The organism is Faecalibacterium sp. PGM34 (assembly GCF_054456555.1).
The window spans coordinates 2056687-2075475 of sequence record NZ_CM136898.1; the positions used below are offsets into that span (position 1 = coordinate 2056687).

Annotated in this window: 23 protein-coding genes; 1 reads left to right on the forward strand and 22 read right to left on the reverse strand. The window is 55.8% G+C overall.

The window, feature by feature from the left end; genetic code table 11:
- Positions 1-11: 11 nt before the first annotated feature.
- Genes ACXPUX_RS09650 through ACXPUX_RS09685 form a run of 8 tightly spaced genes read right to left on the reverse strand, consistent with a single transcriptional unit; the run spans position 12 to position 7308 of the window.
- Positions 12-242: a DUF3343 domain-containing protein gene (locus ACXPUX_RS09650; protein ID WP_458828120.1), complete on the reverse strand. Its 231-nt coding sequence runs from the start codon at positions 240-242 to the stop codon at positions 12-14.
- Positions 233-1381, reverse strand: coding sequence for an aminotransferase class V-fold PLP-dependent enzyme (locus tag ACXPUX_RS09655; RefSeq protein ID WP_458828121.1), 1149 nt, complete (start codon positions 1379-1381; stop codon positions 233-235). Before ACXPUX_RS09655 ends, ACXPUX_RS09650 begins: the two co-directional genes overlap by 10 nt.
- Positions 1378-1992, reverse strand: coding sequence for a sulfurtransferase-like selenium metabolism protein YedF (gene yedF, locus ACXPUX_RS09660; protein WP_249247615.1), 615 nt, complete (start codon positions 1990-1992; stop codon positions 1378-1380). The genes ACXPUX_RS09655 and yedF overlap by 4 nt, the downstream gene beginning before the upstream one ends.
- Before the next feature lie 14 nt (positions 1993-2006).
- Entirely contained in the window at positions 2007-3044 is a 1038-nt protein-coding gene (gene selD, locus ACXPUX_RS09665) for a selenide, water dikinase SelD (protein WP_458828122.1), read from the reverse strand.
- On the reverse strand, positions 3041-3742 hold the full coding sequence (yqeC, locus tag ACXPUX_RS09670) for a selenium cofactor biosynthesis protein YqeC (RefSeq protein ID WP_458828123.1): 702 nt from the start codon (positions 3740-3742) through the stop codon (positions 3041-3043). The genes selD and yqeC overlap by 4 nt, the downstream gene beginning before the upstream one ends.
- A 6-nt stretch (positions 3743-3748) precedes the next feature.
- On the reverse strand, positions 3749-6037 hold the full coding sequence (locus ACXPUX_RS09675; RefSeq protein WP_458828124.1) for a xanthine dehydrogenase family protein molybdopterin-binding subunit: 2289 nt from the start codon (positions 6035-6037) through the stop codon (positions 3749-3751).
- Complete coding sequence (locus tag ACXPUX_RS09680) at positions 6034-6504, reverse strand: (2Fe-2S)-binding protein (RefSeq protein ID WP_458828125.1); 471 nt, start codon at positions 6502-6504, stop codon at positions 6034-6036. Before ACXPUX_RS09680 ends, ACXPUX_RS09675 begins: the two co-directional genes overlap by 4 nt.
- Entirely contained in the window at positions 6505-7308 is an 804-nt protein-coding gene (locus tag ACXPUX_RS09685; protein ID WP_458828126.1) for an FAD binding domain-containing protein, read from the reverse strand.
- A gap of 103 nt (positions 7309-7411) precedes the next feature.
- On the opposite strand from ACXPUX_RS09685, the gene ACXPUX_RS09690 reads away from it, so the two are divergent.
- The gene (locus tag ACXPUX_RS09690) at positions 7412-8071 is read left to right on the forward strand and encodes a nucleotidyltransferase family protein (protein WP_458828127.1); all 660 of its coding nucleotides are present in this window, start codon (positions 7412-7414) and stop codon (positions 8069-8071) included.
- A 3-nt stretch (positions 8072-8074) separates the two neighbouring features.
- On the opposite strand, the gene ACXPUX_RS09695 is transcribed toward ACXPUX_RS09690, so the two are convergent.
- The 14 genes from ACXPUX_RS09695 to ACXPUX_RS09760 all read right to left on the reverse strand — a co-directional run bounded on the left by ACXPUX_RS09695 (position 8075) and on the right by ACXPUX_RS09760 (position 18743).
- The gene (locus tag ACXPUX_RS09695; RefSeq protein WP_458831220.1) at positions 8075-9424 is read right to left on the reverse strand and encodes a uracil-xanthine permease family protein; all 1350 of its coding nucleotides are present in this window, start codon (positions 9422-9424) and stop codon (positions 8075-8077) included.
- 333 nt (positions 9425-9757) lie between these two features.
- Positions 9758-10594 carry an SDR family oxidoreductase gene (locus tag ACXPUX_RS09700; RefSeq protein WP_458828128.1) on the reverse strand — a complete coding sequence of 279 codons (837 nt, stop codon included), beginning with the start codon at positions 10592-10594 and terminating at the stop codon, positions 9758-9760.
- A 22-nt stretch (positions 10595-10616) separates the two neighbouring features.
- Complete coding sequence (locus ACXPUX_RS09705; RefSeq protein ID WP_005925791.1) at positions 10617-10922, reverse strand: AzlD domain-containing protein; 306 nt, start codon at positions 10920-10922, stop codon at positions 10617-10619.
- Positions 10912-11688: an AzlC family ABC transporter permease gene (locus ACXPUX_RS09710; protein WP_458828129.1), complete on the reverse strand. Its 777-nt coding sequence runs from the start codon at positions 11686-11688 to the stop codon at positions 10912-10914. The genes ACXPUX_RS09705 and ACXPUX_RS09710 overlap by 11 nt, the downstream gene beginning before the upstream one ends.
- Before the next feature lie 495 nt (positions 11689-12183).
- Complete coding sequence (locus ACXPUX_RS09715; RefSeq protein WP_112089919.1) at positions 12184-12456, reverse strand: helix-turn-helix domain-containing protein; 273 nt, start codon at positions 12454-12456, stop codon at positions 12184-12186.
- 159 nt (positions 12457-12615) lie between these two features.
- Positions 12616-13008 carry a hypothetical protein gene (locus ACXPUX_RS09720; RefSeq protein ID WP_458828130.1) on the reverse strand — a complete coding sequence of 131 codons (393 nt, stop codon included), beginning with the start codon at positions 13006-13008 and terminating at the stop codon, positions 12616-12618.
- A gap of 89 nt (positions 13009-13097) precedes the next feature.
- A complete protein-coding gene (locus ACXPUX_RS09725) occupies positions 13098-13406 on the reverse strand; it encodes a hypothetical protein (protein WP_112089921.1) in 309 nt (102 codons plus the stop codon).
- Positions 13407-13425: 19 nt separating this feature from the next.
- Positions 13426-14097: a peptidoglycan DD-metalloendopeptidase family protein gene (locus ACXPUX_RS09730; protein ID WP_458828131.1), complete on the reverse strand. Its 672-nt coding sequence runs from the start codon at positions 14095-14097 to the stop codon at positions 13426-13428.
- Positions 14098-14317: 220 nt separating this feature from the next.
- Positions 14318-14458, reverse strand: coding sequence for a hypothetical protein (locus ACXPUX_RS09735; protein WP_458828132.1), 141 nt, complete (start codon positions 14456-14458; stop codon positions 14318-14320).
- Complete coding sequence (locus ACXPUX_RS09740; protein ID WP_022257305.1) at positions 14458-14790, reverse strand: hypothetical protein; 333 nt, start codon at positions 14788-14790, stop codon at positions 14458-14460. Before ACXPUX_RS09740 ends, ACXPUX_RS09735 begins: the two co-directional genes overlap by 1 nt.
- Positions 14787-16031: an RNA-dependent RNA polymerase family protein gene (locus ACXPUX_RS09745; protein ID WP_458828133.1), complete on the reverse strand. Its 1245-nt coding sequence runs from the start codon at positions 16029-16031 to the stop codon at positions 14787-14789. The genes ACXPUX_RS09740 and ACXPUX_RS09745 overlap by 4 nt, the downstream gene beginning before the upstream one ends.
- A gap of 516 nt (positions 16032-16547) precedes the next feature.
- A complete protein-coding gene (locus ACXPUX_RS09750; RefSeq protein ID WP_458828134.1) occupies positions 16548-18275 on the reverse strand; it encodes a hypothetical protein in 1728 nt (575 codons plus the stop codon).
- A gap of 15 nt (positions 18276-18290) precedes the next feature.
- Positions 18291-18554 (reverse strand): hypothetical protein, encoded by a 264-nt coding sequence (locus ACXPUX_RS09755; RefSeq protein WP_022257308.1) that lies wholly within the window; start codon positions 18552-18554, stop codon positions 18291-18293.
- Positions 18555-18566: 12 nt separating this feature from the next.
- The gene (locus ACXPUX_RS09760) at positions 18567-18743 is read right to left on the reverse strand and encodes a hypothetical protein (RefSeq protein WP_022257309.1); all 177 of its coding nucleotides are present in this window, start codon (positions 18741-18743) and stop codon (positions 18567-18569) included.
- Between the last annotated feature and the right edge of the window lie 46 nt (positions 18744-18789).

The window sequence follows — 18789 nt, forward strand, 5'->3', positions numbered from 1 at the left end:
CTCTCCCTCTGTTATTGCTCCACAGGCGTTACCTTATCAAACCTTGTTTGGTCCAGTGCTGCCTGCCAGCTTTGCCAGTCCTCCGGCAGCATACGCCATGCAAGCCCGCACCCCGCCGAGATCTCACGCGGCAGCGGGATCAGCCGTCCGGGCACCTGCCGGGCATGGCATTGCTTTTCCCACTCCATCGCCTCTAAGGTGGTACGGAAGGAAAGCACGATATAGCTTCGTTTTACTCGCATAAAAGCTCCCGGGCAAGTGCGCAAACCGCCTGCGCTGCCTGCTGCACCTCCTGCTCAGTATTGAAATGGGAAAAGCTGAACCGTACCACGCCCTGCTCGGTCGTGCCAAGCGCCTTGTGCATCAGCGGGGCGCAGTGTGCCCCGGCACGCACGCAGATGCCGTAGTCCTCCCACAAGATATCTGCCACCCGGGCAGAATCCTCCTGTCCGATGTTCAGCGCCACAATGGGCGCACGGGGTTGCATGGTCATATCACCGTATACCGTTACGCCCGGCGCAGTACGCACCTGCTCATAAAACAGGCGGGCAAGGGTGTTTTCCCGGGCAGCAAGGCTTTCTACGCCCCGTTCCAGCAGCCAGCGCACCCCGGCACACAGCCCTGCAAGGCCGTGCACATTCAGTGTTCCAGCCTCCAGTGCGGTGGGCATCTGCAAGGGGTGCGTTTCGTCAAAGCTGTGCACACCGCTGCCACCCACAAGGAGCGGCTCAACGCGCAGGCCGGGGCACACATAAGCCCCGCCGGTGCCCTGCGGCCCCAAAAGAGCCTTGTGGCCGGTAAAGCAGAGTGCATCAATACCAAGCTGCTGCACATCAATGGGCTGTGCACCGGCAGTCTGCGCGGCATCCACGATGAACAGCAGGCCATGCCGGTGGGCAAAGTCCGCTGCGCGGGCAAGGTCGGTGCCATTGCCGGTCACGTTAGAAGCACCCGTCACCACCAGTGCCCGGGTCGTGGGGCGCAGCAAGGTTTCCCACTGGTCGTAGCGCAGCCGTGCAGCAGTATCCACTTCGGTAAAAGAGACCTCTACCCCCTGTGCCCGCAGCCGGTACAGCGGGCGCAGAACGGAGTTATGCTCGCATACCGTTGTGATGACATGGTCGCCCGGATGCAGCACGCCGTTCAATACTGTGTTCAGCGCCATGGTCGCATTGGCGGCAAAAACAACGCAGGAAGGATCTGGCGCATGGAAAAGCTCTGCCAACGCCAGACGGGTGTCCAACACGATCCGTGCAGCGTGAAGGGTGGGTTCGTGTGCACCGCGCCCGGGGTTGCCTGCTGTGTGCAGTGCCTCCAGAATAGCCTGCTCCACCTGCGGCGGTTTATGCAGGGTGGTGGCTGCGTTGTCCAGATAGATCACGGCTTTACCACGTTCCCGGCCTGCGTCAGCTTTTCGGCAATGGTATACATGTTGGTCACACTGCCCACCGCCAGCTTCTCGGTAAGGCCGTAGAAATTCAGGCAGGTGCCGCAGGTCAGGATCTCCACGCCCTGTGCTTCCAGTGCCTTGAGATCTTCCAGCATGGCAGAGCCTTCACAGGTCAGCGCCGCACCGCCGTTATAGAACAGAATGGTCTTGGGCAGCTTGTCCTGCTGGGTCAGCGCAAATACAAAGGCCTTGAGCAGGGTCTTGCCCAGCTCCTCGCTGCCCTCGCCCATAACGGCAGCGGAAATAGCCACCACCGTATCCGTGCGGGCGTCCGGTACGCAGACAGGGGCTTGCTCTGCCGGTGCGCTTTCTGCTTCGCCCAGCGTGAACAGCACACGGTATTTGCGCTCTTCCAGTTTTTCGGCACTGTACTGATAACCCTTCTGCTGTGCCATCTTGGTCAGGTTCTGTACAGCGATTTCGTTGTCCACCAGAACCTCCACCTGTCCTGCGCCCTGCAGCTCGGAAATCGCCTTTTTTGCCTTGACAACAGGCAACGGGCAGGCATCGCCCAGTGCATCCACTTTGATAAATTCAGCCATTCTGATTACTCCTCTCATTTGTCTGTTACGGTGATTTCAATTTCCTGTTTCGGCAGGATCTCGCCCACGATACTTGCGGGCAGCCCTGCGGCGCGCAACGCCTGTTCCAGTACCGCGGCATCCGCCGGGTCTACCGCCAGCAGCAGCCCGCCGGAAGTCTGTGGGTCGAACAGGACTTCCTCCATGGCAAAGCTTACGTTCTCGAACCGGACGAACGGCCCGGTGTGGTTGCGGTTGCGCTGCCCGGCGGCGGTGTACAAAAACGCATCCGCTGCTTTTTCTGCGCCCGGCAGCACCGGCACGGCATTTGCATGGATGACGCAGGAAAGCTTGCCGCCCATCATCTCGTGCAGATGCCCCAGAAAGCTAAAGCCGGTCACATCCGTAGCGGCGTGGACGCGGTACTTGCGGCTGATTTCTGCCGCCGTTTTGTTCAGAGTGGTCATGGAGCGGATGGCGGCTCCCATTTCCTCCGGGGCGGCCTCACCCACGCGGTTTGCCGTGCACAGCAGCCCCACACCCAAAGCCTTGGTCAATATCAGCTTATCGCCCGGCACTCCGGTGTCGTTCGTGTACATCCGGTGCGGGTCTACAAGGCCGGTCACGGAAAGACCATATTTTACCCCACTGTCTGCAATGGAATGCCCGCCTGCAAGACTGCCGCCTGCTTCTGCCACCTTTTCGGCACCGCCGCGCAAAATCTCACCCAGCACGTTTAGATCCATATCCTCCGGGAAGCAGACCAGATTTAAGGCGGTCTTTACCTCGCCGCCCATGGCGTAGACATCGCTCAGGGCGTTTGTGGCAGCGATCTGCCCAAAGGTATAGGGGTCATCCACCATCGGCGGAAAAAAGTCCACCGTCTGCACCAGTGCAATGTTGTCCGTAATGCGGTAGACTGCGGCATCATCCCGGCTGTCATATCCGACCAGAAGATCCGGGTCTTTTTCGCCCCGGGGCAGCTTTTCCAGAATACGGCTCAGCACCCCGGCACCCAGCTTTGCGGTGCAGCCGCCGCCGGTACAGAAAACGATTTTATCTTCCTTGCTCATGCACGTTCTTCCTCTTTAAAATGCGTCAGCACACACGGTATGCCCTGCTGACGCAAAAGCTGTTGTATTTGTATGCCCTGCTGCTGCAATTCCGGCGTATCAGCCTGATTGAGTACGGCGTAAAACTGCCGGTCACCCACCGCCTTACGGCCGCCCTGCGTGCTTGCAAGCAGCTGCGCCAGCATGGGCGGCGTAAGGGGCGCATCCGGCGCAGCCGCTAAAAACTGCGGACGGATGGTATCATAACGGAAGCAGCCCTCCCGCAAGGGCTTGCCCAACGCCGAAAGCCCTGCCACCGCCAAAACGATATCGCTTTGGGGCAGCAGCACCGGCTCGTGCGCCGCCGGGAGCTTGCAGGGGTGGCGCTTTGCGCCGTCTGCTTCTATAAATACCGCATCTGCCTGCGCCATCCGGCGCAAAAGCTGCGGCAGCGGCAGGGTCAGCTTGCCGTTTTCTGCCGGGGTTCCGATTACTGCATAGTGACCCGCTTGCCATAGGGCGGTAAGCGCTGCATCGTCCGGTGCGTAACAGGCAGCAGGCTGACGGATACGAGTGGTCGTCATCACAAGCACCCGCCAGCCTTTGCAGGCACAGTGGTCTGCCATGGCATGCAGCAGAGTTGTTTTGCCCCCGCCGCCTACCAGAGAAACGGTATGCCCTTTCTCTGCCAGAAACGGAAACTCTTTTTCGTTCAGCATCTGCCTTTACTGCTTTGCTGCAACTGCCATGGCGATCTGCTCCGGGGTGATGGGCAATTCATAGAAGCGGGTGCCAATGGCGTTGTAGATGGCGTCCGAGATGGCGGGCAGCGGCGTATTGATGACCACCTCGCCGATGGACTTTGCGCCAAAGGGGCCGTTGGGCTCGTAGCTGTTCTCAAACTCCACATGGATGTGGCCGATATCGTTGCGGGCAGGGATCTTGTACTGGAACAGAGAGTTCTCCTCCGGGTAGCCGTTTTTGTCGTAGGTGATGTTCTCGGTCAGGGTCATGCCGATGCCTTGCAGAATACCGCCTTCGGCCTGCACACGGGTCAGGTTGGGGTTGATGGGGGTGCCGCAGTCCACGCAGGCGTCAAATTCCAGCACCTTCACCTCGCCGGTCTCGGTATCCACCTCCACCTCGGCAGCGCCCACCATATACGGCGGCGGCGACAAGGGCGAGGTGTGAGTCTCGGTAAATTCCAGCGGGATCTTATGGCCAAACTGGGAAGCAAAGGCGATCTCGGACAGGGTCTTTTGCCGGGTGGGGTCGGCGCTTTCAAACACGACCTTGCCGTCAAACTCCACGGCATCCGCCGGGCATTCCAGCAGCTCTGCGCCCAGCTTGCAGATCTGTTCCCGCAGCTTCAGGGCGCACTTCTCGGTGGCCTTACCGGTGACATAGGTAGTGCTGGAGGCATAGGAGCCGGAATCGTAGGGGGAAGAATCCGTATCCGCACCAAAGACTGTAATATTATCCAGCGGGCAGTCCAGCACCTCGGCGGCGATCTGCGCCAGCGTGGTGTCACAGCCGGTGCCCATATCGGCAGCGCCGATCATCAGGGTATAGAAACCGTCATCGTTCAGCTTGAGGGTAGCGCTGCCTACATCCATGCCGGAAATACCGGAGCCCTGCATGGCCATACCCATGCCAACGGCGCGGATCTTGCCGTTGCCCATATCCCGGGCGGGATACTTGTGCTCCCAGTCGATCATCTCGCGCACCTTGAGCACGCACCGGTCCAGTGCGCAGCTGGTATTCACAGCGCCGTAATAGGCGGGCATCACATCGCCCTCCTGCACGGTATTCTTCAGGCGCAGTGCAATGGGATCCATGTTCAGCTTGTGCGCCAACTCGTTGACGGCAGATTCCACCGCAAACAGACCCTGCGTAGCGCCATAGCCGCGGTATGCACCGGCAGACATGTGGTTGGTGTACACCACATCACTGACAAAGCGGAAAGCCTCGGCCTTGCCGTACAGCGGGATGGACTTGTGACCGGACAGACCCACAGTAGTGGGGCCATGCTCGCCGTAAGCGCCGGTGTTGGATAGGGTGTACAGGTCGATGCCCTTCACGATGCCGTCTTTGGTAGCGCCCAGACGGACGTGCATCTCCATCTCGTGGCGCGGCGAAGAAGCCGTCTGGCTTTCCACACGGCTGAAGATGAGCTTGGAGGGCTTTTTGGTCATCCAAGTTACAAAGGCCGGGTATACCTCGCTGACGGCGGTCTGCTTGGCACCAAAGCCGCCGCCGATGCGGGGCTTGGAAACACGCACCATAGATTTGGGGATGTGCAGCGCATTGGCGATGTTGCGACGGGCATGGAACACGATCTGGGTAGAGCTGAGCACATTCAGCCGCCCGTAAGTATCAATGGAGCAATAGGTGCGGAAAGTCTCCATCATAGCCTGATGGCAGGCCTTGGTGTGGTATACATGGTCAATGACCACATCACATCCGGCCAACACAGCGTCGATGTCGCCGTTGCCGCATTCATCATGGGCGCAGAGGTTGCGCTTGTTGTCAGCACCCACGGGGGCAAGGCTTTCCCAGTTATCCTCCGGGTGCACAAGGATGGGGTTATCCTTGGCGGTGTGGAAATCCAGCACAGCTTCCAGCACCTCGTAGTCAACCTTGATAAGCTTGAGCGCCTTGTCCACGCACTTTTCATCTTTACCTGCTACGATGGCCACCACATCTCCCACAAAACGAACATGGCGGTCGATGAGCAGACGGTCGTAGGGACTGGCTTCCGGGTAGGTCTGACCAGCCTGTGTGTAGCGGCGGGCATCCTGCGGCACATCCTCCCAAGTGAAGATAGCCTCGATGCCGGGCACTTTTTTGGCAACGGCGGTGTTGATAGTGCGGACGATGGCGTTTGCATGGGGCGAGCGCAGCAGCTTGACGATCAGGCAGCCCTGCGGGATAAGGTCATCCATATAGACAGGCTGGCCGGTGACCAGCTGCATTGCGTCTTTTTTGCGGAACGGTTTGTTGACTGTTTTCACTGTACACCCTCCTTCTGCTTTTTCCATGCCAGAAAGCTCATGATGCCGCGCAACTGACCTTCGTAACCGGAGCAGCGGCACAGGTTTCCGGCAAGGTATTCCTTCACCTGCTCTTCAGTGGGGTACGGCTGCTCCCGGAATAAAGCCAGCGCATTCATAATAAAGCCCGGATTGCAGAAGCCGCACTGCTCTGCGCCCTGATCTGCGATAAAGGCACCAAACTCGGCAGCTTCCTTCTGCAGGCCCTCCAGCGTGGTGATCTTGTGCCCATCGGCGCGGGCTGCCAGCACGGAGCAGGACAGCACAGGCTTATCGTCCATAAACACGGTGCACAGACCGCAGTTGGAAGTTTCGCAGCCGCGCTTGACGCTCTTGCAGCCGTGTGCACGGACAAAATCGATCAAAAGCATATCCGGGGCGATCTCCTCGGACACCCGGATGCCGTTCAATGTAAGTGTGATCTGCATTTACTTTTCCTCCTGCATTTTACGCTGTTCCAGCTCCAGCACCGCGCGCTTTGTCAGCACGCCTGCCAGATGCTTGCGGTATTCGGCGCTACCGCGCATATTAGAGCCGGTAACGATCTGCGCCTTTACGCCTTCGGCAAACTGCGCGGCAAGCTGTTCTGCTGCAAGGGCGGGTTCTGCCGGGAGCTCGAACCGCACGGCGCGCAGCGGACGCGCACCGATCACGATGCGGTAATCGCCGGTCTTCATCCGGGCGGCAGCGCAGGTCAGCACCGGGATATCGGTCTGACTGTTGCGCACAGACTGGTAATAAAGCTGCATCGGTGTCTTTTTTACGATCAACCGTACCAGAATGTCCCGGTCGTAGGGGCGCTGTGCATATTCCTGCAGCGGCAGGATGCCACCCTTGTACAGTTCCACATCACAATCCATGGCAAGGAACATGGTCAGCACATCCGAAAAGCCGAACCTGCTGTAAATGCTGCCGCCCACGGTCGCCAGATTGCGCAGCTGCACACCCACGATATGGCGCACAGCCTCGCGCATAGCGCCGTGGGTGTAGGCGGCAAGCCCCGGGTGCTGTTCCAGCTGGCGCAGGGTGACCATAGCGCCGATGGAAAAGCTGCCCTCGGTCTCCTCAATGGTATCCAGTCCCAGACCGGAAAGGTCGATGGCGGTGCCGACATTGATGGTTTCCATCTTCAGCCAGATCATGCCGCCCAAAATGCGGTTTGGTTTTTTCTGGTTCAGCTGCCACGCTTCCTCCAGACTTTCTGCCCGCTTGTATTCTCGGATCGTCATCATGTGCAGTACCTCTCTTTTCTATCGCTGCGATATCTCTGCTTTTATTTTAGCACAGCTTTCGGTATAATACTATTATAAAATGCTGTTGAAGGAGTGTTTTTGTATGAAGAAGTCTCTTACGGTCGGCTGTGTGATCATGGCTTCTGGGTTGAGCCGCCGGTTTGGCGCGAACAAGCTGCTGGCAGATTTTTGCGGCCAGCCCATGCTCTGCCGGGCTTTTGCGGCTACCGCCACACCCGGTATCGCTGTCCGCATCGTGGTGACCCGCTCGGAGGAAGTGCAGGCACTGTGCAGGGCGCAGGGCGTCCCGGTGCTGCTGCACTGCCTGCCCGGCCGCAACGATACCGTTCGGCTGGGGCTTTCGGCGCTGCTGGAGCAGCTGCCGGAGCTTAACGGCTGTATGTTTCTGCCCGGGGATCAGCCTCTGCTGCGCCGGGAAACGGTAGAAGCCATGACAGAGTGCTTCTGCCGGGTGCAGCCGTGCCCGGCAGAATGGCAAAAAGAAACAGAACGGGCGATCTTCCGTCTGGGAGCCGTGGTCGAAAACGACCCGACACAGCTTGTCGGAAGTCCCGTTCTGTTTGGAAGCAGCTTCTTTCGGGAGCTGCTCACCCTGCCGGAAAACAAAGGCGGCAACGTGCTGCTTAAAAGGTACCCTTCGCAGGTGCGCACTGTCTGTATTGCAGATAGCGCAGAGCTGCTGGATGCAGACACCCCGCAGATGTTGCAGCAGTTGGAAGCCCTTGCCCGGCTAGAAAACTAAGTTTTACTCTGCCATATCGTTCTTGGGCAGCAGGACGTTCAGCAGAATTGCCACAAAAGCAGCCGGAACGATGCCGGACTCGCCGCAGATCAACTGGAGGGCCTGCGGAGCCTGTGCCAGAATGCCGCTGTTGGCGCCCATACCGTAGCCCACACCCAGTGCCACAGACACGATGGTCAGGTGGCGCGGGGTCATCTTTTCCTTGGTGATCAGCTGGATGCCGCTGACCACGATGGAAGAGAACATCATAACGGCAGCACCGCCCAGAACGGCCTGCGGCATGATGGAGATCAGCGCGCCCAGCTTGGGGATCAGGCCGCAGAGGATCAGGAACACAGCACCGGAAGCCAGCGCTATGCGGTTGACCACTTTGGTCATGGCCACCAGACCCACGTTCTGGCTGAAAGAGGTGTTGGGCAGCACGCCGAACAGTGCGGCAAAGGTAGAGCCGAGGCCATCGCAGATGACGCCGCCTGACAGTTCCTTATCAGAGGGCTCACGGTTCATGCCGCCCTCCATCACGCCGGAGATGTCTCCCACAGTCTCCACTGCGGTAACGATGAACATGATCAGCACCGGCAGGATCGCACGGGCATCAAATACCACCTTGACCGGCATCAGCTTGGGCACTGCAAACCAAGATGCCTGTGCCACCTTGCTCCAGTTGAGCACCCATGCCTTGGTGAATTCCACGCCGTCAGCAGTCACGCCAGTGGTGGGCAGCACCAAACCCATGATGAAAGCAGCCGCATAACCAGCCAGAATGCCGATAAGGATGGCAGAAGAGCTGAGGAAACCGGTAGTCCAGTGTTTGAAGAACAGGATGACCACCAGCACGAACAGTGCCAGCAGCAGGTTTTCCACAGAGCCGAAATCCTTGGCTTTGTTGCCGCCGCCGAAGGAATTGATACCCACTGAAATCAGCGAAAGGCCGATGGAAAGCACCACTGTACCGGTGACCACCGGCGGGAAGAACCTGCGCAGCGGCTTCAGGAAGAAGCCCAGCATGCTTTCAAAAATACCGCCGATGATGGATGCGCCCATGATCGCGCCATAGGCCAGCACACCGCCGCCCATCGTGCCCACAACGCTGTTGAACACGCCGATAAAGCCGGAGCTGGTGCCCATGATAATAGGCACTGCGCCGCCCACGGGTCCGATGGTGAACAGCTGCACCAGCGTGACGATACCTGCCACGAACATGGCGCTTTGCAGCAGGGTGACCTGCAGGTCTGCGAACTCGCCGCCTGCAATGCCGCAGGCGCTGGTGATGATCAGCAGCGGGGTCAGGTTGCCCACGAACATGGCGCAGACATGCTGCAAGCCCAGCGGGATGGCCTGACGCAGGGACATTTTGGCTTCAAACTGATAAGCCGCTTCTTCAAGCTTGACTTCCTTCAAAAATTCCACTCTCCTCAAGGTTTTAAAGGTTTATGCGGTTCGGATGCTTTGCAAAAAAAGCGAAAATATTATAGCAAAATGCAGATAAGATGTAAAATAAGTATGACTTTTGTATGAAAAATTGTCGCATCCTACAAGTGAGCTTTTCTCCGGTAGATAAGCAAAAAAGCAGGGTTTCCGCATGATTTGTCCCACCCTGTCGGGCGGGCAGCATACAGAATCCCCTGCTTTTTTCGTGCTTTTCTCTGTTTTTTATGCGATACAGAAAAATTTTCGTTTCTGTGGTCAGCGCAGTCCATAATCCCGCAAACAGCGCGTTAACCCTTCCTGTGTGGTGTCAAATACGATGCCCTGCGCCCGCAGCTTGCTGCAATCCATCGCAAGATTCCGTGCCCAGTCAGCTTCCTGAATATCGACCGTGATTCCCAGTGTCTCAGCGAACTGCCGGGCGGTCAGCACCATGTTTTCAGCATTTTCGCTGCCAAAGTTGTAGACCCCGCCGGGCAGGGTCAGGGCAGACTCCAACAGCGCCACTGCCTGCCGGACATAGGTGATGCCCCGGAAATCCCGGACAGAAAAGTGGACGGATTCTCCCCGCTGCGCTGCACGCAAAAGATTCAACGGCAGATTGACACGGATGGGCAGCCGGTAGCCCGGCAGGTCGTACATCCATGTGGCGCGCAGCAACACGGCGCTCGGGCAGAGCGCCTGCACCCGCTGCTCCATTTCCAGCTTGCCCCGCCCATACACATTGGCAGGCCGCAGCGGAATACTTTCCGGCAGCGGGCCGGACTGCTCTATACCGGCATAGACCTGATCCGAGCTGAAAGCCACCAGTTTTGCGCCAGTCTCAGCTGCGGCACGGGCAAGCCAGACCGGCAGCTCCACATTAGCGCGGTAAGCCTGCTCCGGGTGGTCGGCGCAGTAACCGGTATCCGAAATGGCTGCAGTGTGCAGAATGACATCCGGGCGCTGCTGCAAAACAGCCTGCCGCACGGCGTCCTCCCCTGCTGTTGCCAGAAAGCCTTTGGGAAAGCTGCATAGGTCATACCGCCATGCCCATTGCTGCATCACGCGGGAGCCTACAAAGCCGCCTGCACCGGTCACAAGGATCTTTTTCATTTTGTTCTCCTGTTATGAGGTCTCAGATAAAAAATTCCAGCACGAACACTACGGCACAGCAGCCTGCAGCCACCTGAAACAGGCTTGCGCCAAACCATGCGGCGGCAATGCCAACCACCAACGCAACAGCACCGGCTGCTGGGCTCTGCGTTGCCTGAATGATGGCCGGAAAGGTCATCACAGCCAGCGTTACATAGGGCACATAGTACAAAAACGACTGGATAAATCGGTTTTTGATTGGCTTGCGAATCAACGTCAGCGGCAGGATGCGGATAGCATAGGACACCAGCGCCATGACCGCAATATAGATATAATTGTTATGCGTCATTTTCATTTTCCTCCTGCCTGACCGGGAACAGTACTGCTGCTGCGCCGGAGATCGCTACCGTCAAAAGAATGGTGCGGGTGCCCTCGGAAAGCGCCGAGATGCCTGGCAGATAGCTGCACAGAAAACTCAGTACAAAGCTGATGACGACCAGCACCGCAACGATCCGATCTTTGCGAGCCGGCGGGATGATGATGGCCAAAAACATTCCGTACAACGCCACGCTCAGGGCGCTGACTACCCGCAGCGGCAGCAGATTGCCCGCAATAATGCCCAGCGCCGTACCACAAGCCCAAGCCGGTGCCGCCAGCAGGATAGCGCCATAGGTATAGTACGGGTTCAGGCTGCCCGGGCGGGCGATGGTAATGCCGAACAGTTCATCTGTAACATCGTAGCCGATGAGTAGCCGATGCCAGAAGGGCGTTTCCGGCGCAAAGCGCTGTGCCAGTGCGCAGCTCATTAGAAGATACCGCGCATTGGCAATCAGGGTGATGACTGCCACCTCAAAATAGGTGGCGTTTGCCATGATCAGCGCAAATGCGGCGTATTCTCCTGCGGAGGCATTGTTCAGAAGGCTGACGAGAAACCCCTGAAACGGCGTAAAGCCTGCCTTGCGCGCCGCAATACCCAGCGAAAACGATACCGCAAAGTAGCCCAGCGCAATGGGCACGCCATCCCGCATTCCATCGCAGAACACCTTACGGCTGAACTGATCCGCTCTTCCCGTTTGGACGAGCTGCGGCTCCAGAAGCCTCTGCTTCGATTCCATAGTCGATACTTCCCCTTTCCTATTTTGCAAACAACAGAATCTATTATACTCCCCTGCGGGCAGAGAAGAAAGGGGTTTCGGGCTTTTTTGTGTAAAATACTGTGGTCAAAATGCATAGAGTTTGCGCTGATACAGGAGATACTTTCAAAGTTACAGCTTATTTGATTGGGCCGGAAGATAAAAACACCCCGGGAGGTTTCGTTTTCACGGAACCCTCCGGGGTGTTGGTGCTATTGGGGATTACTCGAGCTCGATTCCGGAAAGTTGGTTTTTGGTTATATCAAGTCCATTTTCCCGGCTTCGGCGTGCAAAAATCACACTATTTCCATTGTGTGTTTTTGAGTGCACGATAGATTGCTGTCAATTTGATGTCATAAGGATTTAGCTATCTATCAAATGATTTGTTCATGTGTTAGATACATTATTATAATACACCCATTTACAGGGAAGGTCAATGGCATAGAAAAAGGGGGCAGCTTTACGCTGTCCCCTCTCTCACTCGCCGTCTTTCCTTTGGTCTGCCACAGGCTTCTCAAAGCCAGTTCGGTTTCGCACACGCGGTTCAGGATTTGGCTCCCGAACCAATATCTCAGTTGGGCTACAGTCTAGTGCTTCGCAAATGAGGTCTAAGTGATTCAGATTCATTCGTTCGGCGATTTCGTTGTAGTAATCGCTGATCGTAGTGGGGCGAATACCCGTGGCGCGTGCCAGATCTGCTTGCGTCCATTTCAGCTCGCCTAGCCTCTTGGACAGTAAAATTCTAATCATATTCTCGCTCGCTCCTTACAATAAAAGATAACTTTTTCCACTGGAAAAGTCAGGAAAATGTTAGATTATCACGAATCTTGTTATTTTTTATCATAAAAAAGCAAAAAACACCCCCGTTACCCACTTCGACTTATAGTCTGATGGGTAACGGGGGTGTAATCATTTGCTCCGAGTATTCAGGTCGGCAAGCTGGCGTTGGTCGGATTCCCTATATCGCTCATCCACACCTTCCAGATGTGCAAGGCTTCTTTTCAGTTCTCCATTCCAATAAATCTGACCCGTTTCGGTCTCCATTCGCTCAATGCCGGCACAAATGCAGGATAGCAGGTCAAATGTAGCCTTTCGGCTGTCCATCTGCAAAATATACCGTTCTCGGCGCTGTTCATCGTCCTTTTCGCGTTTCTTTGCGGCACGATCAGCAGCTCCCTTAATAAGGATTTGATTCACAGCAAAACTAATCGCTCCACCCAGAAGTGTTCCAAGAAAAGCAACTACCGCTAAAAGCCACGCCGGAACGGCGACAGTGACTGTTTCAGCTGTCCCTGCAAGCACCTACATCCTCCTTTCAGTCCTCCGGCTGTGTCAGCAATTCGATCCATCTCGTTACAGGAAGACGATCCAAGAGCCAATCCACAAGCCGCTTAAGCATTCTTCAGCACCTCCAGCCCAGACTTTGCAGCGTTAAACGATGTCTGGACTGCTTTGCGAATTAAGTCGTCCGTCACAAGGAAGCGAATCGGTGCAGGCACCTTTTCGCGCAGCCAAGACACAACAACCGCAAGGCGTGCCTCGCCCAGTTTGGTACCAACGAACTCCTTCTCCGCTTTGGAGATAGCATCGATTGCCCACTCGATCAGAAGCGCCTTATAGCCGAAGCGAATCGCCACGACGGACAGAACTGCCATAATCAGAATCACGATACAGGCGGTAACAATATTCATAACGCTCATAGATTATAACCCCTTTCTCTCAAAGCTGCTTAGCGAGAGCCACCTTTGTCTTTGCTCCAGCAATGCCATCAACTGTCAGACCGTGAGCACTCTGGAACTCCTTGACCGTTTTTTCGGTATTCGCCCCGAAGATACCGTCCTTGTCGATTCCCAGTGCACCCTGCAGCACCGAATTGTACAAGCGCTGCGGGAAGCCGCTGGTGGACTTTTTCAGGTTGCTGGGTCCGAAAAGTTCTGCGACCCAGTTGGACGTGTATGCAGTAGAGCCTGCCACATTCGGGATGCCTGCGTACTGATGCACCGATACATACCCAGTAGAAATATCGTTGATGCGAATTTCCCAATGCAGGTGGCTTCCGGTGCTGTGGCCGGTGCTGCCCTCAACACCAATCAGATCTCCCGGTTTCAGCTTCTGCCCGACGGCCACGTTGATTTTGGACAGATGCCCAAAATACATATAGTAGGCAGTGCTGCCGATACGAACCACAACACGCTGGCCAAAGCCTTTCTTCGGAAGCGTCGCACACTCCCATCCAGCACGAATAACCGTACCGTAAACCGGGCAATAGATGCTTTTGTCTCCAATGCCCACGAGATCATATCCTTGGTGATATGTACCGTTTGCTCGCAGGTTTCGGTATGCCTGCGACACTCTGAAAGTGCCCTTATACGGAGAAATCAAAAAATCCACCTCTATTCCAAACAAAAAAAGCCGCGCTGACCATCAGCACGGCTTCTCTCAACACTTTATAGCATCGTATTCGGCTTGCAGGATTGCTCTCTGCTCACCATAATTTTCAGGCTCTTCTCCTGTTTCAGCTGAAATGTCCTCCCAGCAATCCAGAAGATGAACCGCCGATGCTAACAGAACTTCGAGCTTTTGTTCTCGGCTCAAATAAAAGCACCTTCCATCAGGATTCCTTCGGTCGCGGACCGCAGATACACAAGGCCTGCGCCTTGGTCAACTCGCCCTCGTCAACCTTTTCCCACACGCCTGCAGCGGTGATCTTCTTCATGCGGTACATAGTGCGATAAAACTGTTCCTTGCCCATTACAGCTCACCTCCCATAAACAGAGTTTCCAGCACGCTCACACGCTCTTCCAGAGAGGGCGCAGCTTCATCAGCGGTCGTCCATGCTTCTGCATAGACCCACCAATCATCAGCCGCCGCCGTGATACTTTCCACGGTTTCCTCTGCATAATCGGAACCCAACTTGCAAAGAGCCGTGGTGCACTCCCACGAAGTACCGCCCTGCTCTCCTTCGGGAGCCTCGGTTCGTACCTCATGAGCATCCTTACGCAGGTACAGCCAAGCCGTACCGTCCGGCAGTTTTTCCAGTGTTACCGCCTGCGGATTATGGTCAAGGTTCTCGGTAAAAATCATGCTGCTATCCTCACTTTCTTCATTGCATTTCTTTGTGTCGTTACGCGGATTGCTACTTTTGCGGCCGTGAACAGCTTTTTCTGTTTTAGGGCTTCGCTGATTGCACGAGATTTTGTCCAGTCAAAATAGCCGTTATAGCTGACCAGCTTGTATGACCGCCAGACCGGCACATATCCATTTCGTGAAACATCAGCCTTGGCTCGAATGTACTGCCGCCGAGCCCTCAGAAAAATTCTGGGGCGTATCGTGGTGTAGGTACGGTGCATCACATAGCCAGCCATATCCAAACCCGGGCATCCTTTTGCCGCTCCCGTTAGGTGTCTGCGTTGATGCTCTTCGGCGGCGCTAAGAAAGTCCACACGAACCCACTCGTTTTTTATTGTCAATCCCAGTTCGGTCAGTGCCCACTTAGTCAATTTTCGGGCTGCACTCTGTATGTCAGCCCATCGTCGGCCAAACAAAACAAGGTCATCCATATAGCTACCGCTGCGGGTCACGAATCGCGTGGATGCTCCACGGCGAACCTTAGCATAACTCATGACCTTGACCAGCATATAGCTGGCAACAAGGTTAAAAAGCCACGCTTCAAGATAGCCGCCGATAAGCAATCCCTCACCCGGAGCCATTGCTAAAAGACATTTGACAACAGCCAGAAGCCATGTTGCTCCCGGGATTTCTTTCTGCAGGATCTTCATCACAAGTTCCTGTTTTGTGTGGGCGTATGCCCCCTGCACATCCAGCTTTATTGCATACTGTATGCCAAGACTTTTTCTGCGAAGCCAACGCTCGACTTGACGTTTCAAAGCGATTTGTCCCTTGCCGGGAATGCTGGCAAATTGATACGGCAACAGTTTTGCCTGAAGCAACGGGCGAAGTCCAAGTACCGCCAAATGCCCAAAAGCTTGGTGCATTGGACAGCAGTTAGACAGTTCCCGCCGTTTCATGCTGATTCCATCAATTCTGTAGAACACGCTCACAGGGTCAAGATCAAGGTCGTCTGTTTCTCCGTCCAACAAATCTTCTATCCGTTGCTCCATTTCAAGAGCAATCCCATTTACGGCTTCTAAACGCGGGTTCCAGTCGTTTACGCGGGCGGCGCTCGATAGTTGTGAACGGCTTACACCTCCATATTTTTCCACCGTAGCGAGGTAATCCCGGCGGAACCATTTCTTATCAAAAGCTTCAAGGACAGCACGCTCGCACATTTCATGATTGAGCGACAAGTACCTCTTTGTTTTCATATCCTTAAAGCCTCCAAACTTGCTGATGTTCAACGGATTTCGGTTGCCGCTTCTGGCCTTAAATCAGGCAAAACGGATTTCTACTACTCACCGCCACGCAGTCCCAAAAACTGCGGCCACGCTCTCACCAATGCGTCCGTATATCTCGAAACGCTCAGCTGCATGGTGTCGGTATAACATGATCTTAGTGGTCAAGCCACAGGCGCAATGAAACGCTTATGCCCTTTTGAGGGCTATTTATCATCAGCATTCCGGGGCACGCCGTTCCAGTTCGAGTTCGCCGGGGAATTGTTGCCATTCGCGCAAGGCAGGCCGCAGTTAGCACCGTCATCAAGGTTGCCACCGCGCCACGGGGCGTACAGGCCAGCCGAACTGGGCGAATTAAACGCAGCCACACGCCGCTTCATTGCTCCATAAAATAATCGGCTTGCGCCGATGGTAAACCATCGGCGCAAGCTGGGAAACGTGAACGGGGATTAGGGGGTTACACCCCCTCTATGTGCCTACGGCACATATTCACCCTCTCTTTTTGCCCGAGCCAGCAAGCCGGGGCACGCCGTGCCAGGTCGAGCTCGCCGGGGAATCGCCGCCACCCGCGCAAGGCAGGCCGCAGGCAGCACCGTCACCAAGGTTGCCACCGCGCCACGGGGCGCACAGGCCAGCCGAACCGGGCGAACCAAACGCAGCCCGGACATACGTAGAGCCGCTACCACCGAACTTCTCATACATCATGGCTTCGGCGACCAGCTTTCCCATCTTGCGAACGAAATGCCATGACCAGGTGGCTTTGTCGTTCAGGTCAAAGGAACCGACCTGCTCATAATCGCCGGAGATAGAGCCAATCTGCTTCTCTCCGCTGCGGCAGGAGAACACATCATAATGCCAGTGGTCATCATCCAAGATACTGGCCCTCCACAGGGGGTCAAGCTGTTCGATGTAGGCACCAATCTGCATCTCAATTCCGGCCACGCGGTACGGATATTTTCCGTTTGTCAAGCTGCCGCGGCATCCATCGCTGTGGCCCTGCACGCACTCCGTTGTACCAGATTCCCACGGCATAGTAGACACCAGCATTGTGGTTGTGGTGTCAATAGGAGCATCCAGCTCAAGGTTCAGAGCCACATACTCGGTATCGTTCACGGTCACATTGGTAATGCTGGAAATCTTGGCCCAGTTGAAAATATTGTGATTATAGTCCGTGTTGCGGTCCGTTCCCGTATTCTCGCCACGCTCACCCATGCAAACAGCAGAGCCCACGAGGAAATTTGCCCCCTGCGCTTTCGTCACGAGCACTCGCTTTACTCCAGTTTCCGCCACAGCAGGGCTGTACTGGTAATTATAGGCAGTGCAGCCCTCCAGCTTGCCGCTGTTGCTCAGCGTCCAATGGCGCAACCGCCATTGGGCCAGAACATACTGCTGGTCGCAGTCCGTCCACAGGGCATCATATGCTGTGATCTTGCGGGCCATAGGAATAGCCGAATTAGCGCTTGTCCACGGCATCGGAGGAAGCCCAGCGCCGCTTGTCATGCCGCCGCGCGAATTCTTTCCGCCGTAGAACGCAGGATGCCATGTCAGCCACCGGCGGCTCTTATCCGGGGCTACATCACCAGCCATAGGTTCATAACCGCCACCGGAGAAGGTGCGCCAGCTGTTATAGATGTAGGCGCCATCCTCCCACTCCTTCAGCATCAAGGACAGAGCGAAGCAGTAAACGGGTGCGGTTTCGCCGGAAAGATCAAACCCGGTTTCACCCTCAACTGCCAGCACGTTCATCGTGCCATCTTCCAAGGACAGCGCATTGGCGCGAATGTACCATGTGAAAGGATCCTCTTCCGACCAGTCTGCGGTTTCCGGGCTGGTGTCAGTCAGAAGCGGAGCCGATTCACGCCCGTCTGCCAGATCATCCAGCGGGGTGCCGGTGTAATCACCACTCACATCATCACTGTAGAAGCGAACGGTGTAGGTTTTGCTGCGAGCGCTCTCTGCGAGCATTTTCGCAAAGCGTTCCAGGCGCTGATACTTCGTCACGCCATCACCGGCAGACAGCGGCCACCAGCTCCAGAAGATTTCTGTGGTATTTTTGCCATCCAGCAGACCGCGGAATGTTGCATCCACGAATTCTGCGCCGGCAGTACCGGCAGCAATGCCTGCCAAAATGTCATTTTGGCGTTTCATCTGAGCGGCCAGTTCCAGACCGGTTTCATCGCTCATAGGATGATTGATAAGTTCCCATGTGTCACCCATTTCTTATACCCCCTTTTAGGTGCTTTTCTTGATGAAAAACGACAGTCGGCCGCTCTCGTCTGGGCCAAGTGCATAGCTTGCAGAAGCAGCGCTTGCCGCAGCCTGCTGGGCCGCAGCTGTCGTCTTGTTCAGCAGATCCTTCGATGTCTCGGCAGCGGCCTTGCTGGTCTCTGCACTATCTTTCGCCGCATCCGCAACAGCTTTTGTCTGACTATATAGTTCATCCAATTTTGCTGCTGATTTCCTGCGAGCGATTGCGTAGGTCAAAATATCAATCATACGCCACCATCCTTACATCGGGTAGAACTTCCCGGTAGAATCGGCTATGTAGATATTGCCTGTGTGGATAACCAGTGCTTGCGCCCCCATCGGTGCAGATTTGATATTCTGCAGATCTGCTTCATCGTCGCAGTAGTACACCGTGGCCGGCTGGGCTGCGGTGCCATACTGCTGCATAACTTTGAACATAGAAACTCCTTTCCAGATTATAGCCATGCAACATCTGTAAATCTGA

Excerpts from the sequence above, each read along its gene's own strand:
- ACXPUX_RS09650 (WP_458828120.1), bottom strand. The coding sequence starts at position 242 with ATGCGAGTAAAACGAAGCTATATCGTGCTTTCCTTCCGTACCACCTTA.
- yedF (WP_249247615.1), bottom strand. The coding sequence starts at position 1,992 with ATGGCTGAATTTATCAAAGTGGATGCACTGGGCGATGCCTGCCCGTTG.
- selD (WP_458828122.1), bottom strand. The coding sequence starts at position 3,044 with ATGAGCAAGGAAGATAAAATCGTTTTCTGTACCGGCGGCGGCTGCACC.
- yqeC (WP_458828123.1), bottom strand. The coding sequence starts at position 3,742 with ATGCTGAACGAAAAAGAGTTTCCGTTTCTGGCAGAGAAAGGGCATACC.
- ACXPUX_RS09680 (WP_458828125.1), bottom strand. The coding sequence starts at position 6,504 with ATGCAGATCACACTTACATTGAACGGCATCCGGGTGTCCGAGGAGATC.
- ACXPUX_RS09685 (WP_458828126.1), bottom strand. The coding sequence starts at position 7,308 with ATGATGACGATCCGAGAATACAAGCGGGCAGAAAGTCTGGAGGAAGCG.
- ACXPUX_RS09690 (WP_458828127.1), top strand. The coding sequence starts at position 7,412 with ATGAAGAAGTCTCTTACGGTCGGCTGTGTGATCATGGCTTCTGGGTTG.
- ACXPUX_RS09695 (WP_458831220.1), bottom strand. The coding sequence starts at position 9,424 with ATGTCCCTGCGTCAGGCCATCCCGCTGGGCTTGCAGCATGTCTGCGCC.
- ACXPUX_RS09700 (WP_458828128.1), bottom strand. The coding sequence starts at position 10,594 with ATGAAAAAGATCCTTGTGACCGGTGCAGGCGGCTTTGTAGGCTCCCGC.
- ACXPUX_RS09705 (WP_005925791.1), bottom strand. The coding sequence starts at position 10,922 with ATGACGCATAACAATTATATCTATATTGCGGTCATGGCGCTGGTGTCC.
- ACXPUX_RS09710 (WP_458828129.1), bottom strand. The coding sequence starts at position 11,688 with ATGGAATCGAAGCAGAGGCTTCTGGAGCCGCAGCTCGTCCAAACGGGA.
- ACXPUX_RS09715 (WP_112089919.1), bottom strand. The coding sequence starts at position 12,456 with ATGATTAGAATTTTACTGTCCAAGAGGCTAGGCGAGCTGAAATGGACG.
- ACXPUX_RS09725 (WP_112089921.1), bottom strand. The coding sequence starts at position 13,406 with ATGAGCGTTATGAATATTGTTACCGCCTGTATCGTGATTCTGATTATG.
- ACXPUX_RS09735 (WP_458828132.1), bottom strand. The coding sequence starts at position 14,458 with ATGGGCAAGGAACAGTTTTATCGCACTATGTACCGCATGAAGAAGATC.
- ACXPUX_RS09740 (WP_022257305.1), bottom strand. The coding sequence starts at position 14,790 with ATGATTTTTACCGAGAACCTTGACCATAATCCGCAGGCGGTAACACTG.
- ACXPUX_RS09745 (WP_458828133.1), bottom strand. The coding sequence starts at position 16,031 with ATGAAAACAAAGAGGTACTTGTCGCTCAATCATGAAATGTGCGAGCGT.
- ACXPUX_RS09750 (WP_458828134.1), bottom strand. The coding sequence starts at position 18,275 with ATGGGTGACACATGGGAACTTATCAATCATCCTATGAGCGATGAAACC.
- ACXPUX_RS09755 (WP_022257308.1), bottom strand. The coding sequence starts at position 18,554 with ATGATTGATATTTTGACCTACGCAATCGCTCGCAGGAAATCAGCAGCA.
- ACXPUX_RS09760 (WP_022257309.1), bottom strand. The coding sequence starts at position 18,743 with ATGTTCAAAGTTATGCAGCAGTATGGCACCGCAGCCCAGCCGGCCACG.